General features: G+C 64.3%; 12 protein-coding genes and 1 pseudogene. 7 read left to right on the top strand and 6 right to left on the bottom strand.

Going from position 1 to position 16,562, the window contains the following annotated elements; all coding sequences use genetic code 11:
- The first annotated feature begins 364 nt into the window (after positions 1 to 364).
- Positions 365 to 1,375 carry an aldo/keto reductase gene (locus IB265_RS09670; RefSeq protein ID WP_058324842.1) on the top strand — a complete coding sequence of 337 codons (1,011 nt, stop codon included), beginning with the start codon at positions 365 to 367 and terminating at the stop codon, positions 1,373 to 1,375.
- Between the two features lie 26 nt (positions 1,376 to 1,401).
- Here IB265_RS09670 and IB265_RS09675 read toward each other — a convergent pair whose 3' ends face one another.
- From IB265_RS09675 to IB265_RS09690, 4 genes and pseudogenes are all read right to left on the bottom strand, one after another.
- Positions 1,402 to 2,334 (bottom strand): LysR family transcriptional regulator, encoded by a 933-nt coding sequence (locus IB265_RS09675; protein ID WP_057253867.1) that lies wholly within the window; start codon positions 2,332 to 2,334, stop codon positions 1,402 to 1,404.
- A gap of 73 nt (positions 2,335 to 2,407) precedes the next feature.
- A complete protein-coding gene (locus IB265_RS09680) occupies positions 2,408 to 3,280 on the bottom strand; it encodes an NAD(P)H-binding protein (protein WP_057253865.1) in 873 nt (290 codons plus the stop codon).
- 87 nt (positions 3,281 to 3,367) lie between these two features.
- The gene (locus tag IB265_RS09685) at positions 3,368 to 4,240 is read right to left on the bottom strand and encodes an AraC family transcriptional regulator (RefSeq protein ID WP_057253863.1); all 873 of its coding nucleotides are present in this window, start codon (positions 4,238 to 4,240) and stop codon (positions 3,368 to 3,370) included.
- Positions 4,241 to 4,368: 128 nt separating this feature from the next.
- A pseudogene (locus IB265_RS09690) lies at positions 4,369 to 4,608 on the bottom strand (efflux transporter periplasmic adaptor subunit); the annotation flags it as partial.
- Between the two features lie 225 nt (positions 4,609 to 4,833).
- Between IB265_RS09690 and IB265_RS09695 the strand changes: the two are divergent.
- The 3 genes from IB265_RS09695 (at position 4,834) to IB265_RS09705 (ending at position 8,700) form a co-directional block, all read left to right on the top strand.
- Positions 4,834 to 6,774 carry a DUF3604 domain-containing protein gene (locus tag IB265_RS09695; RefSeq protein WP_057253858.1) on the top strand — a complete coding sequence of 647 codons (1,941 nt, stop codon included), beginning with the start codon at positions 4,834 to 4,836 and terminating at the stop codon, positions 6,772 to 6,774.
- An 82-nt stretch (positions 6,775 to 6,856) separates the two neighbouring features.
- Positions 6,857 to 7,705 (top strand): peptidyl-prolyl cis-trans isomerase, encoded by an 849-nt coding sequence (locus IB265_RS09700; protein WP_112994530.1) that lies wholly within the window; start codon positions 6,857 to 6,859, stop codon positions 7,703 to 7,705.
- Entirely contained in the window at positions 7,705 to 8,700 is a 996-nt protein-coding gene (locus tag IB265_RS09705) for a HupE/UreJ family protein (protein ID WP_112994453.1), read from the top strand. The genes IB265_RS09700 and IB265_RS09705 overlap by 1 nt, the downstream gene beginning before the upstream one ends.
- A gap of 154 nt (positions 8,701 to 8,854) precedes the next feature.
- Here the strand turns inward: IB265_RS09705 and IB265_RS09710 are convergent, their stop codons facing one another.
- Positions 8,855 to 10,813, bottom strand: coding sequence for an elongation factor G (locus tag IB265_RS09710; protein ID WP_112994454.1), 1,959 nt, complete (start codon positions 10,811 to 10,813; stop codon positions 8,855 to 8,857).
- 288 nt (positions 10,814 to 11,101) lie between these two features.
- On the opposite strand from IB265_RS09710, the gene IB265_RS09715 reads away from it, so the two are divergent.
- Positions 11,102 to 11,782, top strand: coding sequence for a glutathione S-transferase family protein (locus IB265_RS09715; protein ID WP_057253852.1), 681 nt, complete (start codon positions 11,102 to 11,104; stop codon positions 11,780 to 11,782).
- A 340-nt stretch (positions 11,783 to 12,122) separates the two neighbouring features.
- Here IB265_RS09715 and IB265_RS09720 read toward each other — a convergent pair whose 3' ends face one another.
- On the bottom strand, positions 12,123 to 13,043 hold the full coding sequence (locus IB265_RS09720) for a transporter (RefSeq protein WP_309140278.1): 921 nt from the start codon (positions 13,041 to 13,043) through the stop codon (positions 12,123 to 12,125).
- Between the two features lie 292 nt (positions 13,044 to 13,335).
- Between IB265_RS09720 and IB265_RS09725 the strand changes: the two genes are divergently transcribed.
- Both IB265_RS09725 and IB265_RS09730 read left to right on the top strand, forming a co-directional pair.
- Positions 13,336 to 14,385, top strand: coding sequence for an aldo/keto reductase (locus IB265_RS09725; RefSeq protein WP_057254418.1), 1,050 nt, complete (start codon positions 13,336 to 13,338; stop codon positions 14,383 to 14,385).
- Between the two features lie 312 nt (positions 14,386 to 14,697).
- Entirely contained in the window at positions 14,698 to 16,455 is a 1,758-nt protein-coding gene (locus IB265_RS09730; RefSeq protein WP_057253850.1) for an adenylate/guanylate cyclase domain-containing protein, read from the top strand.
- Positions 16,456 to 16,562: the final 107 nt, after the last annotated feature.

Raw genomic sequence — 16,562 nt, forward strand, 5'->3', positions numbered from 1 at the left:
TCCCAAGCAGTTTTTTTCCCTATTTCCCGCCGGAGCTTTGCCCGGCCGGCTTACAGCCGTTCGTCTCATGGAGATGGCGCGCTGCATCAGGCTGACGAGAGAGCGCACCCTGCGCGGCCAAACGGATCGCCCCCACCCTGCGCCTGGAGCGCTGGCCGGGCGGTCCCATTCGGCATCGACCCTGCGGCGCAAGATTGCGAGCGCCATGCCGCCCCCAACAGATCGACCGTCTCGGCATCTGTGAATTTGCTTCCTAATACCTGCGAACCCGGTCTGCCTACCGGCGATCCACGGGCTGACCTATTTCTCTGTCCACCCTCGACGCAGGCAGGGCCTGCCCCATTGATCAGCAAAGGACAGTGAAATGGCACTCAAGGACATTCTTCCCGGCACGCTCGGCTTCGGCGCCGCACCGCTCGGCAACATGTTCCGCGATATCCCGGAACAGGAGGCGCTCGGCACCGTGGAGGCCGCCTGGGACGACGGCATCCGCTATTTCGACAACGCCCCCTTCTATGGCGCCGGCCTCGCCGAAATCCGCATGGGCGAATCGCTGGCCGGCCGTCCGCGTGACGAATACGTCATCAGCACCAAGGTCGGCCGGGTCATCCTCGACGAGATCGAGGATGTCAGCGCCCGCGATCTCGGGGAAAAGGGCGACGTCTTCCGCTATGGCCGGCCCAACAAGATCGTCAACGACTATTCCTATGACGCGACGCTGCGCTCGATCGAAGACAGCCTGAAGCGCCTGAAGACCGACCGGATCGAGATCGCCTTCGTCCACGACGTCGCCCAGGATTTCTACGGCGACGAATGGCTGGATGTGTTCGAGACCGCCCGCAAGGGGGCGTTCAAGGCGCTTGACCGGCTGCGCGACGAGGGCGTGATCAAGGCCTGGGGCCTCGGCGTCAACCGTGTCGAGCCGATCGAACTGCTGCTCGCGCTCGAAGGCCCCCGCCCCGACGGCTTCCTGCTTGCCGGCCGCTATACCCTGCTCGATCACGACCGCGCCCTGCAGCGCGTCATGCCTGTTGTCGCCGAACGCGGCCTCGGCATCATCGTCGGCGGCCCCTATAGCTCGGGTGCCCTGGTTGGCGGACCGAACTTCGAATATGCCCCGGCCACGCCCGCAATCCTTGCAAAGGTCGCGCGCATCAAGGCGATCGCCGACCGCCACGGCATCAGCATGAAGGCCGCGGGTCTGCAATTCGCGCTCGCCAACCCGGCGGTCGCCGCCGTCATCCCCGGCGCCAGCCAGCCGAGCCGCATTGCGGAAGACCGCGCGGCGCTGAACGAGGTCATTCCCGCCGATTTCTGGCGCGAACTCAGGGCAGCCGGCCTGGTCAATCCCGCCGCTCCCCTGCCGATAGCCTGAGCGAGAGCGTGAACTGTGCCCGCCCGCTATCTTGCGGGCGGGGCAGCCGCTACCGGATCCTCCGCCAGAAAGCGCTGCAGGCGCGGCACGGCAAAATCGAGGAACGCGCGCACGCGCGCCGGCAGATGCTGGGCACCGCGATAGAGCGCATGAATTTCATCAGCCTCGGCAATGGCGCTGTCGGCAAGCACCTCGACGAGTTCTCCGCGGGCGATCGGGCCGCGGACGTGATAGTCGGCGATCCGCCCGATCCCGACGCCTGCCATCGCCATGCGGCGGATGGTTTCGCCGTTATTGGTCAGAAGCGAGCCGCTCAGCATCCGCTCGACGATCCGCCCGCCCTCGCGCATCGGCCAGACGGGGTTTGCCCGGCGAAAATTGAACCCCAGGCAATTATGCCTCAGCAGATCCTCCGGCGTTTTCGGCACGCCCCACCTGGCGAGATAGGCGGGTGAAGCGACGATGCGCCTTTTTGTCGTGCCGATCTTGCGCGCCACCAGATTGGAATCCGGCAGGCGCCCGACCCGGATCGCGACATCGGTCCGTTCGAGATAGAGGTCGACCACCTCGTCGGACAGCGAGAGGTCGATGACGATCTTCGGATAGGCTTCAAAGAAAGCGGGCAGGATCGGCTCCAGCGCCGCCGTGCCGAAGCTGACGGACGAACTCACCCGGATCAGCCCCTCGGGTGCTGCACCTCCTTGGGCGATCTGCTGCTCGGTCTCGTCGAGATCGGCAAGCAGCCTCTGGCTCCGCTCGTAATAGAACGCGCCTTCATCCGTCAAAAGCAGCCGCCGCGTCGAACGCTCGACCAGGCGGATGCCGAGCCGAGCTTCCAGCCGTTGAATGAGCTTGGATACGGTCGACGGCGTCATCATGAGCTGCCGCGCCGCCTCGGAAAAACTGCCGGCCTCGACCACCTGGACAAAGACCATCATCTCGCCTGCGCGGTTATCCATGACGCCACCCGGTTCGAATTCGAAAACCCGCCGTCAGGCTATCGCGGAAACCTCGACCTGTCGCCCTGTCCCGTCATGCCGGTACGAACGGCCGGAGAGCCTCGACCAGTTCGGTGGTGCCGTAGCAAACCTCGCCCTGCGGCTCGATGTCGATCAGCCCGCCTTTGTTGTGCGCGTCGTAGAGATCGACCAGGAGCCCGGCGGTGCTCGCGCTCACAGCCCGCTCAAGCGCCGCCTGCCAATGCTCGCGCCGCACGGCCTGAGCGGTGATCGTGCGGCCCAGCAACTGGCTGAGGGCGCCGGCAACATCCGCGGCACTATAGCGGCGCGGTCCTTCGGCGTGAACGATACGCTCGACCTTTTCCATGCTCGGGCGGCGCAGGAGGTCGGCTGCCGATCGGCCCACATCGCCGGTCGAAACGGCGGCAAATGTCCGCTCGACCGGGTGGTGCAGGCTCGGCAGAATGCCCGTCGCGATCGCCGTGGGGATACTGCGGGCCCAGCCCTCCATATGCTCCGCCGAGCGCAGGAACACCTTGGGCATGGCGAGCTCGCGAAGGCGATCCTCGAAGTGACGGAACACAGTGGGCATGCCGATATCTTCGTCGACATGGGCGCCGTAGTCGGAGATCGCCAGCACGCGTTCCGGCCCTGCGCGCGCAATCGCCTCGGCCATGTTCGCCGTCATCCGGCGCATTTCAGCTCTGGCGTCCTCGGCTCTGAGCGGCGGCGGCAGGATGATCTGCACGGCTTGCGCACCCGCGAATGCCTGACGGAGTGCCGCCGGGTCCTGCAAATCGGCGAGCGCGACGTCACAACCGATCGCGCGCAATTTGTCCGCCCTGGCCGCGTCGCGCAGCACCGCCCTGACCGGCAGGCCCGCCGCGCGCAGTGCCGATGCCGTTGAAAAGCCCACCTTTCCGGCGGCCCCGAGGATAACAAACATGATCTCGTTCCTTGCTGAAGATCGGCAAGTTCTAGGGACCGCGAGGGCCCTCGTCGCACAGATTCGGCCAGGATTTTGCAGCTTCGGTCAGATTTCGGCCGCGCGTCGCATGATCTCGCCAGGCGTCTCGCCCAGAAGCCGGCGCATCGTTGAAGCCATATGGCTTTGATGGGCGAAGCCGGCGGCGACCGCAATCTCGCTCGCCGGCATCATCGTCGTGGTCATCAGCGCACGGGCATGCTCGACGCGGCGGCGGATCACATATTGGTGCACCGGCAGGCCGGTGCTGTTGCGAAAGAGCGTCTTCAGCCGCGTGGCGCTCAAGCCCGCGACCGCGGCAAGGTCGGCAAGATGAAGCCTCTTGTCCAGATGGGTCTCGATGAACTCGGTCAGAACCCGCAATTGCCGCGCCGAGAGTTTCGGTTCGCTCCGCCCTTCCGGCCGTTGCGGTCCGCCCGTCGCGGTCTCGATCAGCCGCACGGCAAGCGCATTGGCAAGAAGGTCGATATAGAGCGGATCGGATGGCGTGTCGGCCTCCAGATCCGCCTTGATCGCCCAGCCGATCGCTTCGAGCCTGGTGTCACGCAGCTGCAATTGCGGCATCAATTCCACCCTGTCGCCATGCCGCCCGAGGTCGGCCGCGACCCGGTCGAGCAGCGATCGCGAGAAACTGAGCCGCAGGATCCGGCAGTCGGCATCATCCTCCCAGGAACCGTCGACGCCGGCCGGAATGATGTCGATATCGCCCGGCTTCTGCACCCGCCGCATGCGCCGACCGCCGCATTGGCAATCGGCGTTGACCGGCGGACCGAAATGCATGCCCAGACGGTGCATCTCGCCGCCCGGCACATGCACCCGGCCGCGCGGAATATGGATGAAGTCGGCCGAAAGCACGTTCCATGCCCGCCCGGCACTGGTGAGCAGGATCTGTGGCGATGGTTGAATGGAAGAAAGTGACATGACCTGCTGCGACCTGGACCTCGGCATGGGGTGGCCATGCTACGTCGCAACAGGCGGCTTAACAACGGCGGGCGCGCAGTTGATCGCCACCTTTGCTTCCGCTGCCAGATCAGGCTTCCGTTGCTCCATCAGAACGGGTTGATATAGTTGGTGATCGCGATCTGGCGCAAAAGCACCCGGCGGATCACATGCGCCGCCTTTACCCGGTCGGTGAATACAGCGGCAACCCCTGCCGCGCCCGCGGGCAGCCTTGCGGCAAAGGCCTCGTCATCCAGCCTGATCCGCACGATGAAGGGTGCGGCCGATACCGCCTCCGGCGCCACCGCCGTGCCGGAGACGCGCGCCTGCCCGGAGGCGATCGCCTGCAGTCAGAGGAACGGGAAGGTCGCAACGCCGAGTTTGCCAACTGACCGTTAGCTGGCATCGGAGGGCGGCGGGCGAGCTTTTGCCCGCTTGTCCTGCTCGCTGGCCCGCCCCCTCATCGCCCTGGTGATCTTGATCAAAGTCAAGGAAATCCCCGCAGCGCCGTGCGATTGTTTCCGTGCAGTAGCTCAGTCTTTCGCGAAGCGGCCGTGCCGCACGGAGGGAAAGCGATGAGAAACAAGTCTGCCAAATTGATCCTTGCAAGCATTCTGAGCCTTGGCCCGGCGCTCCCGGCAGCCGCACAGGAACATAACGACACCGGCACGCTGGACACGGCCAAGGCCGAAAAGGCTTTTGCCGCCAAGCCGCTCTATTCGCCCTACGCAGGCCGCAATTTTCCGACCCGCCCCCTGTTCGGCGACACGCATCTTCACACCGGAGCCTCATTCGACGCCGGCGCGTTCGGGGCGCGGCTGACGCCGCGCGACGCCTATCGCTTCGCCCGCGGCGAAGAGGTCATGGCGTCGAGCGGCCAGCCCGCCAAGCTGTCGCGCCCGCTCGACTTCCTGGTGGTCTCCGACCACTCCGACAACATGGGCATGTTTCCGGACCTCTTCGCCGGCAAGCCGGAGGTTATCTCCGATCCGCAGGCCAAGACCTGGTACGACATGATCAAGTCGGGCCAGGGCGGCAAGGCGGCGATGGAAATCATCGTCGGGTTCAGCGAGGGCACCCTGCCGCAGTCGATGATCTACGGGCCCGACACCCGCCCCTACAAGAACGCCTGGCAGGACACGATCAAGGCGGCCGAGGAATATAACGAGCCCGGCCGCTTCACCGCCTTCATCGGCTACGAATGGACATCGAACACAGCGGGCAACAACCTGCACCGCAACGTCATCTTCCGCGACAATGCCGACAAGGCGAACGAGGTCTTGCCCTACACGACGCTGAAGCCGCTCGGCAGCGACAATCCGCGCGACCTGTGGAAGTGGATGCAGGCCTACGAGGACAAGACCGGTGGCAGTGTGCTGGCGATCGCCCACAACGGCAACCTGTCCAACGGGCGCATGTTCCCGATGATCGAATCCTTCACCGGCAAGCCGGTGGACAAGGACTATGTCGAGCAACGCGCCCGCTGGGAACGGCTCTATGAGACAACCCAGACCAAGGGCACCGGCGAGGCGCACCCGGCGCTCGCGCCCAATGACGAGTTCGCAAACTTCGAGATCTGGGACTTCGGCAACCTCGATGCCAGCGAGCGCAAGACGCCGGACATGCTCGAATTCGAATATGCGCGCTCGGCGTTCAAGAACGGCCTCAAGCTCGAGGCTCAACTCGGCACCAATCCCTACAAGTTCGGGTTGGTGGGCAGCTCGGACTCGCATACCGGTCTGTCGGCCATGGAGGAAGAGAACTTCTTCGGCAAGACGACCCCCCAGGAACCGAGCCCGGAACGACTGACTGCAACCTTCGTCAAGAACCCTAAGACCAACATAACGGTGATGGACTGGGAGGTCGGGGCGTCTGGCTACGCAGCCGTCTGGGCGGTGGAAAACACCCGCGAGTCAATCTGGGACGCCATGCAGCGCAAGGAGACCTATGCGACAACAGGACCGCGCATGCTCGTGCGCTTCTTCGGCGGCTGGGACTTCGAACCGGCCGATGCCGAAGGCCGCAATCCCGGCGCCATCGGCTATGCCAAGGGCGTGCCCATGGGTGGCGATCTGACGGCGGCGCCTGAGGGCAAGGCACCGACATTTCTCGTTGCCGCGCTCAGGGACCCGATCGGCGCCAATCTCGATCGTTACCAGGTCGTCAAGGGCTGGCTTGACGACAAGGGCGAGACGCACGAACAGGTCTACGATGTCGCCTGGGGCGGAGACCGCAAGCCGGGCCCGGACAGCAAAGTGCCGTCTGTCGGCGATACGGTCGACATCGAGAACGCCACATGGACCAACACCATCGGCGCGCCCGAGCTGATCGCCGTCTGGAAGGACCCGGAGTTCGACCCGAAGCAGAAGGCCTTCTACTACGGCCGCGTCATCGAGATCCCGACGCCCCGGTGGACGGCCTATGACGCCAAGCGTTTCGGGACGAGGCCGCTGGAAGGCACGCGCATGACCGTGACCGAGCGCGCCTACACCTCTCCGATCTGGTACACGCCATAATCCGGGAGATGGATGACCGCATGCGGGCGGACGCACGAAGACCATGCGCCCGCCGCCCTCCGTCAAGCGAGCGAGCACGGCCATGCTGAAACGCATCTTACGAGAGCCGCTGGTCCATTTCCTGGCACTTGCACTTTTGATTTTCGCCGCGCACGGCCTTCTGCGCACCGGCGCCGATGCGCCGGAAAAAATCGTCGTCAGTGCGTCGAAGATCGAGCAGATGGCAAAGGTCTTCACCAAGACCTGGCAGCGCTCGCCGACGGCGGACGAGCTGAAAGGCATGATCGACGACTATGTGAAGGAAGAAATTCTGGTCCGCCAGGCGCTGGAACTCGGGCTCGACCGGGACGACACGGTCGTGCGCCGCCGCCTGCGCCAGAAAATGGAGTTCCTGAACGCCGCCGACGCCGTCCCCGTGACGGTCACCGATCCGGAACTGGAAGCCTATCTCGAGGCCAATCCGGCAACCTTCGCCACCGATGCGAAGCTGGCATTCGAGCAGGTGTTTCTCAATCCCGCCCGGCACGGCGACACGATTGCTGAGGACGCCGCCGCCTTGCTCGCGGAGCTCCGCAGCAACGAAATGGCCGACCCTGCTTCGCTTGGCGATGTCTCCCTGCTTCCCGCGGCAGTTCTGCTCACAAGCAAGGCGGCGATCGACCAGACCTTCGGCGGCGACCTTGCGGACGGGCTCGAAAAGGCTCCGCTCGGTCAGTGGACGGGGCCGATCGCCAGCAGCTTCGGCCTCCATCTGGTCCGGGTGTCCGAGCATGCGCCGGGCCGGGTGCCGCAACTCAAGGACGTCCGCGACGAAGTGGCAAGGGAGTGGGAAAACGCCAAGCGTGCCCAACTTGAGCAGCAACGCTTCGGTGAATTGCTCGCTCGCTACCAGGTGAGCGTCGAAGCCGCCACCGCTGCAGGAGACAACTGATGAGACCGCTTGGCGCGCTTCTCGCCTTGCCGATCCTCCTGCTGCTCGGCGCTTCCGCTATCGCTCATGAGGTTCGGCCGGCATATCTCGACATACGCGAAACGGCGCACGACACCTTCGCCGTTCTCTGGAAGGTGCCGGCGCAGGGCAGGATGCGGCTGGCGCTCGACGCGCATCTGCCAAAACAGTGCATCGAAAGGGCCACGCCGATCCGGTGGTTCGAAGGCAGCGCCTATCTTGAGCGGTGGACCGTCGACTGCGCGGGGGGATTGCGGAATGGCACGATCGTCATCGACGGGCTCAAGGCCACGCTGACCGAAGCACTGGTGCGCATCGAATACGAGAATGGCGGCACCGAGGTTGGGCGCCTCATGCCCGAGGCGCCCACCTTCACTGCGGCCGGCACCCAGCCCAGTCTTGAAGTGGCCCGGACCTATTTCCTGCTCGGCGTCGAGCACATACTCCTGGGTTTCGATCATCTGATCTTCGTGCTCGCGCTCATGTTGCTGATCCATGACCGCTGGATGCTGTTCAAGACGATCACGGCCTTCACCGTCGCCCACAGCATCACGCTTGCCGGAGCGTCGCTCGGCTATTTCAGCCTTCCCCAGAAGCCGGTCGAAGCAACGATCGCCCTCAGCATTGCCTTCGTCGCAAGCGAACTGCTCAAGGCCAGACCGAACGAAGCGCGCCTGTCGGAAACCTATCCCTGGGTCGTCGCCTTCGCCTTCGGCCTGCTGCACGGTTTCGGCTTCTCCGGCGCGCTGAAGGAGATCGGATTACCGCAATCGGATGTGCCGCTGAGCCTCTTGACCTTCAACCTCGGTGTCGAGGCGGGACAGATCATCTTCGTTGCCGCGGCTCTGGCGGTTGCCTGGGCGGGGCGCGCGGTGGTTGGTTACCACGCCGCCTTCGCGCGCCGGGCAATCGCCTACGGCATCGGCACCAGCGCGATGCTCTGGTTCATTCCCAGGATCGCCAGCCTGGCAGCCTGAAGCGCGGCGCTCTTGCGCGACATGCAGCCAAGCAAAGTTCTACAGCGACCTTTGCGCGTCTGATAAGACGCGCGGCGCCGTAGAGCCCGGCAATCGAGTTGAGCCGTCCGCACCACCCCATGAACACCGACATCTGCCCGAAGGGCCGCTCGCCTCACCCCGCCTGCTGCGCCCCATGCGCGTGGATCACCGCATCGGCCTCCTTGCCGTAGAGCTCCTCGAAATGGTCGAAGCTCTTGGAAAAGTAGCCGATCCCCTGCGTGGCCGCCCGCAGTGCCCGGGCGAGATCGTCGAGCGCCGATCCGGGCACCAGTGCGCGAAAGATGTCCCAGCCCTTGGCGGTCTCGTCGCGGTCGAAGCCGAGCACCTGGCCCTTGTAGGTGGAGACAATCGGCACCAGGCTGCCGGAATAGATCGAGGGGATGTGGATCTCGATGCGGATGACCGGCTGCATCAGCACGGCGGAGGCCTGCGACAGCGCCTGGCGCACGCCCATCTTGGCCGCCGCCCGAAAGGCGAAGTCGTTGCTGTCGACCGAATGGTGCTGGCCGTCGGTCAAGGTCACGCCGACATCGATCACCTGAAAGCCGAGCGGGCCTTTCTCCATCGCCTCCCGCGCCCCGGCCTCGATCGCCGGGATGAAGTTGCGCGGCACCGCCCCGCCCTTCACCGTCTCGGCAAAGGAGAAGCCGGTGCCGCGCTCGTTCGGGTGCACGCTGAGCTTGACGTCGGCAAATTGCCCGGCGCCACCCGTCTGCTTGCGGTGGCGATAATGCACGTCGGAGGGTTTCAGCACCGTCTCGCGATAGGTCGGGCTCGGTGGCTTGTCGGTGACGCCGACGTGGAAGACGTCGGCGAGCGTCTTGCAGAGATCGCGCAGGTGCATCGGCCCTTGCACGCAGACGAGCTGGGCGCCGGTTCCCTCCTCCTGCATGACCGCAAGCCCGCGGTCGGTCTCGGCGAGTTTGGCGAGCGTGCCGGAAAGCTTGGTCTCGTCGCGCTCGCTGTCCGGCACCAGGATGCGCTCCAGCATCGGCGTCGGCGGCACCGTCCAGTCCGGCGCCTCGGCCGTGCTATTGCCGGCAAGCAGCGCCGGCACCGGCAGATGCTCGGATTTGACCGCCGCGATGATCGCGCCCGCCTCCGGCGTGGCGTTTGGCAGCGGTTTTCCGGTCGCCGGGTCCTGCAGCGAGCCGAGGCTGCCGCCGCCGAGCGTTGCGCCCTGCTTGATCCCCGATGTCAGCGCCCGCACCAGCACGGTCTTGCCGACATTGGCGCGGTGGTAGGCATGGAAGCTGACAGCCGAAAGGGTGGTTTCGGCAATCGAGCCGGCCGCAGCCAGCCGGTTTCGAAGCGCATCGACAGCGGGCGCCTCATGGCGCAGCGCCTTCATCAGCCGCATGATGCCATTGGCATGGCTCGCCGAGCCGACCAGCACCGGGATGATCCGGTTTTCCTTAAGCAGCCGCGTGGAGATCGCGTAGATCGTGTCGCTTGCCGGTGCCCGATCTTCGATCAGCTCCTCGAGCAGCCAGTCGTCGAACTCGGAGAAATGTTCCAGCAGTTCGGTGCGCGCCTCCTTCTCGCGCTCCATCACCGTATCGGGGATCTCGATCAGCGCCGAGGTCTGGCCTTCGCGGTAGCGCCAGGCGCGCTCGGAGATCAGGTCGCAGGTGCCGACAATCTTGTCGCCTTCGCGGATCGGCACCTGGCGCAGGAGCAGCATGTGGCCGGAATAGTCCTGGAGCGCGGCGATCACGTCACGCAGCCGCGCCCGCGGCTCGTCCATGCGGTTGATGAAGAGAATGCAGGGCGTGCCCGAGGCCTCGATCACCTTGAGATAGGGCGCGGCCAGCACCGCCTCCTCCGGCGCCGGCGAGACGCAGAGCACGCAGGCATCGCTGGCAATCAGCGCATGCTGCGCGTGGCCAAGCGCCTCGGTTCCGCCGGGTGCATCGAGCGCGCACCAGGGTTCGCCGCCAAACTCGAATTCCGTGAGGTTCAGTCCATAGGGCGAAACAGCTTTTCTGGAGGCCCCCTCCAGACCGGCCAGCTTTTCTGCCAGCGTGGTTTTTCCGGTCTGTGAGGGCCCAAGTACCGTGAAGCAGCGCATCGGCGATCCTCCCCTGTCGCGATTGCCAGAAGGCGCCGAGCGTTGCGACGCCCTTACTCTATTAATTCTAGGGCAGCTTTTGCGCTTTCAATGGCTATGCGCAAATTCGGCACAGTTCCGGTGCCCGCTGCGTCGACAATCGGCGTCGCCGGATGCCCATAATCTGATTGTCAATTTAAACCGGTTGTGAAATTATATCATTGTCGAGATCGACAATCGAAAGCGCGGCGCTAGTTCTATCGAAGCGCCATCCATTCATTGGAACCGTCCGAGCCGGAGACCGTCCGCATGTCCCTCACGCTTTACCAGCATCCGCTTGCGTCCTTCTGCCATAAGGTGCTGATCGCGCTTTACGAGAACGATACCCCCTTCAAGAGCAGCCTTGTCGATCTGCTCGATCCTGAGGAAGCGGCCCGCTTTGCAGCACTCTGGCCGGTCGGCAAGATGCCGGTTCTGACCGACAGCGCCCGTAATGTCGTGATGCCCGAAACCTCCATCATCATCGAATATCTCGACCGCCACTATCCCGGCCGCCAGCGGCTGATCCCCGACGATCAGGATACGGCCCTCAAGGCGCGCCTCTGGGATCGCTTCTTCGATCTCTACATCCATGTGCCGATGCAGAAGATCGTCACCGATACGCTGCGTGCATCAGGCGAAAACGACCATCGCGGCGTCACCGACGCCCGCGCTTCCCTTGCCGTTGCCTATGGCATGGCCGACAAGCATTTCACTGAGAACACCTTCGCCGCCGGCGATGCCTTCAGCCTTGCCGATTGCGCGGCCACGCCTGCGCTCTTCTATGGCGGCATCGTCGAGCCCTTCGATGAGAAATACCCGCATCTCGCAGCCTATTTCGAGCGCCTGCTTGAGCGCGCCTCCGTGCGCCGCGTGCTCACCGAAGCGCGGCCTTATTTCCATATGTTTCCCTACCGGAACCTGATGCCCGAGCGGTTTTTCGAGATGTGAGCCAAGCGCTAGAAACACAAGGGGATACAGGGAGATAGAGCGCCTTCGTGAATCGATATGGGAAAGACGCGGTGACGCCTTCCACCGCCCCGTCCGCTCCTGAAAGCGCCAGCATGAGCGAAGCTTGCCCCTCTCCTCGGGGTTAACCCGAGGACTAACCCTCTCCCCGTCTGCGGGGGGAGGGAACGTGCCCCTTCGCAGCGTTGTCGAGCGGAGCCGCCGTCAGAGAAAAATCGAAGATGCTTGCTGTTGAGACGAGCGGTTGCCACATGTCCCTTCTCCCCGCCCGCGGGGAGAAGGTGCCGGCAGGCGGATGAGGGGCTTCCCTCTATAGTCGATGCTACTTCACCTGCGCCGGCGGCGTGCCGATGGGGAAGGCGATGGTGACGAAGCCGGCGGAACCCTCCGGCCGGTTCTTGGCGCCGAATTCCTGGAAAATCTTCAGCGTCAGAGAGACCGGCGTCTCGGCCATCTTGAAATTGTAGCCCATGGTGCCGCCGATTGCGGCGATACGGCCCTTGAAGTCGCCGAGGCTTGCACCGGGACCGCTGTCGCCCGTCACCTGCTGGTAGAAGTAGCCCGCCACGCCGGCGGAGAATTCCTGGCCGAAGTGCCTGGTAACCGCCCATTCCGCGTGGAATTCCGTACCCGTGCGATAGTCCGTCGCCGGGTTCTCGCCGTTGAAGGCGAAGCCCGCGGCACCCGAAAGGTCGAAACCGGCTTCCGGGTTGAACCAGGTGCCGGCAAGGGTGAAGTCGCCTGCCCAGCGATTGAAGGAGAGATTGGCGAGCTCGCCTTTCTGGTAGTCGCCGATCGGCACGTTGAGGCTGGCGTTCGCCGTCCAGTGGAAATCGCCTTCGTGCCAGCCGAGCACGACGCCAACCACCGGGTCGCCGATGGTGAAGATCGAGTCGCTTGCGGAGGCCGAACGGCCGGCCCTCGGCGCTGACAGCGTTGCATCGATGTCGGGGCCGCCGAAAGGCACGATCGCGGTAAAGCCGAGATTGCCGCCTTGCACCTCCTCGGGCATGACCCAGAGGCCGGTGCCGAAGACGCCGATCAGGGTCGCGTCGACTTCGCCGACGATCTGGCCGCCGAGCGGAAGCTGCTTGTTGCCCTTGAGCTCACCGACATAGAAATAGGTGTCGTTCTGAAAGTAGGTTCCGGGCGGTGCGAGAAGGCCGGCCATCGGGCCACGGGCACCGAGCAGATAGAAGCCGGCACCGTTTTCAGCCGCGTTCGCCGTCGAAGGCGCGACCACGCAACACAGGCCGGCAGCGATTGCCTATGCGGACAGCAAACTCTTGGCAACGCTCATCGAGTGACCCCCCTCATCTCTCGGCAGAGACGATAGCATTCCGCCATCTTCAAGCCAGCCCTAAGAAACAGGAGCCTCAAGAACCGCAACATCCGATTGCAGGACGGTGCAGGCATACACATCTTGCCCGCCCGGCACAGGCCGCTACCTTACCGCCTGTCGCCTTCGGTTTGTTCCACAACGGAGGCTTGCGTTTTCGTTGCTTTCCCAGCGCATCAGCAAAGGATCCGAGACCATGGAATACCGGCTGCTCGGCCGCTCCGGCCTGAAAATCTCTGTTATCACCATGGGCACGATGACGATTGGCGGCCGCGGCAAGTTCGCCGAGGTCGGCAATGTCGGCCTCAAGGACGCCCGCCGCTACGTCGATCTCTGCCTCGACGCCGGCGTCAACCTGATCGACACCGCCGATATCTATTCGACCGGCTACTCAGAGCAGATCATCGGCGAGGTGCTTGGCGGCAAGCGCAAGAACGGCGTGCTGGTCGCCACCAAGGCACGCTTCTCCATGGGGCCCGGACCGAACGACGGCGGGCTCTCGCGCCACCATCTGATCGCCGCCTGCGAGGCGAGCCTGAAGCGGCTGAAGACCGACGTCATCGATCTCTACCAGGTGCATGAATGGGATGGCCAGACGCCGCTCGAAGAAACGATGGAAGCGCTCGACAGCCTCGTCCGAAGCGGCAAGGTCCGCTACATCGGCTGCTCCAACTATTCCGGCTGGCACATCATGAAGGCGCTCGGCATCAGCGCGCTCGAGGGCCGGCAGCGCTTCGTCAGCCAGCAGATCCACTATACGCTGGAAGCCCGCGAGGCCGAATACGAACTGATGCCGATCTCGATCGATCAGGGGCTCGGCGTGCTCGTCTGGAGCCCGCTTGCAGGCGGCCTGCTCTCGGGCAAGCATCGGCCGGGCGAGACATCAGAGGGAACGCGCCAGCTCGCCGGCTGGAACGAGCCGCCGATCCGCGACGAGGCGCGGCTGTGGAAGATCGTCGACATGCTGGTGGCGATATCAGGCGAGCGCGGCGTCTCCCCGGCGCAGGTGGCGCTCGCCTGGCTGATCGGCCGCAAGGGCGTCACGTCCGTCATCATCGGCGGCCGCACGGAAGCACAGTTCAGCGACAACCTCGCCGCCGCCGGCCTGAAGCTTTCCGACGAGGAAAAGGAACTGCTCGACGCCGTCAGCCTGCCGCCGGTGATCTACCCCTACTGGCACCAGCTCCGGAGCGCCAAGGACCGGCTCGGCGAAGCGGATCTGTCGCTGCTGGGGCCGCATTTGTAGAGGAAGGTGCCCTATCCGGCTCGCCAACGCCTCTTCAGCATCATGGAGCAAGTGCCACAAGATTCCGATGAAGGCCGACGCGATCTCGTGAGGAAAACCGACCTCCCTTCTCCATTGGACCGCAACAGACCTTTGCAGTGACCGCTTCGCGGATCCTGTTCCTGTTGAAGGCGGTACTCTCGTGAAGCGTCGCTATACGACCGTCTCAGTGGTATCATGAACCAGCACGGTCGCGGTGTCGGGCAGCCGGATGGTGCATGTCGCGTCAATTGCCTGGCTTCATCCGGCGGATCTCCTGAGGGGGAGACAGCCATGGCAACTGCAAGAGCAGAGCGGCGGCTGGCCGCGATCCTGGCCGCTGATGTCGTCGGCTATTCCCACCTCGTCGAACATGACGAGGCTGGGACGGTGTCGGCCCTCAAGGTTCTGCGCCGGGAGGTGATCGATCCGCTGCTGGCCGACCATCAGGGCCGTATTGTCAAGCTGATGGGCGACGGTGCGCTCGTGGAGTTCGGCTCGGTCGTCGATGCCGTCGCGTGCGCGGTCGCCATCCAGAAGGGGGTTGCCGAGAACCAGGCCGATATCCCGACGGAGCGACGCATCATCTTCCGGATCGGCGTCAATCTCGGTGATGTGATCCATGAGGTTGATGGGGATCTCTACGGCGATGGCGTCAACATCGCGGCCCGCCTCCAGACCTTGGCGGATCCAGGCGGCATTTGCATTTCCGGCACGGCGTACGATCACCTCCCGGGCAAGCTTGACTGCGGCTATGAGTACCTCGGCGAACGCGCGCTCAAGAACATGGAGCGGCCGGTGCGACTGTACCGCCCCCTTCTGGAAAGGACGACCGCAGGAACGGTATCGCCCAGGCCCGCACTTCCGGATCGACCATCCATTGCCGTGCTGCCGTTCAACGTCATGAGCGCCGACCCGGAGCAGGACTTCTTCAGCGATGGACTCACCGAGGACATCACCACCGCGCTATCCAAGCTCAAGGGCTTCTTCGTGATCGCCCGCAACACGATGTTCACCTACAAGGGAAAGCCCGTGGATGTGCGCGCCATCGGGCGCGAACTCGGGATCCGCTATATTCTCGAGGGGAGTGTGCGCAAGTCCGGCAACCGGGTAAGGGTGACCGCGCAGCTCATCGATGCGGCCTCCGAAGTCCAACTCTGGGCCGAGAGGTACGACGGCGACCTCGGCGACATCTTCGTCATTCAGGACGAAATCACTGCAAGCGTCGTCGGCCGCATCGGGCCGGAACTCCTGGCGGCAGAGCATGCCCGCGAAAGCCCCAAGCCGCATCATGGCCTTGATGCTTGGGAATGTGTCGTGCGGGCGGTGTTCCTGTGTTCCCAGTTGTCTGAGGAGAGCAGCGGCAAGATGCTCCCCCTGCTCGATCGGGCAATCGGACTGGCTCCCGGTTATGCCCAGGCGCTCGCGATGAAAGGTTGGATTACCGTGTGGCGCGCGTTCCAGGGGTGGGAGGACATGGGACACGCCCTGGCCCTTGCCAGGGATTTCGTCCAACAAGCCATTGCCGCGGACGATAAGGAACAGTGGACTTACCTTGCGCAGGCGATGATAGCCTTTGCGACGCGTGACAATGTCCTGGCGATGGCAGCGATCAGCCAGGCTGTCGCGATCAACCCCAACTCCGCGTTTGCGCACGGCCAGTTGGGGCTTGCGCATGCCAACGGGGGCCGCGCGGCGGACGCCATTCCTTGCATCGACTACGCCCTCAGACTGAGCCCCCGCGAGGCTTTTCTCGGCGACTTTCAGTTTTACTACGCCATGGCTTATTTCCAGGGCGCGAATTACGAACTTGGATTGAGTTACGCACGGGAGGCGCATCGCTTGCGGTCCGGCCACGCGGTTCCGCTGATCATCGGCACGGCCTGTGCCGGACTTCTGGACAACCAGGAGGCTGCCACGGACTTGCTCGGACGGCTTAAGTCGCTAGTCCCTGACATCTCACGGGACGCCGTCGCAGCAACATCTTCTTTCGTTCGCGCCGAGGATCGGGCGCGTCTCATCGAGGGACTTGCCCGTGCCGGCCTGAATTGACGGGTTGGATCGACCTCGAGAACCGATCGCTCCCCATCAGAGGCACGCACGCAGGAAAATTCCGATCCAGCCGGAGCCACGGCGGTGATGTCTCTCCGGCAGCACCC

This window comes from Ensifer sp. ENS10 (assembly GCF_014852025.1).
Lineage (GTDB): Bacteria > Pseudomonadota > Alphaproteobacteria > Rhizobiales > Rhizobiaceae > Ensifer.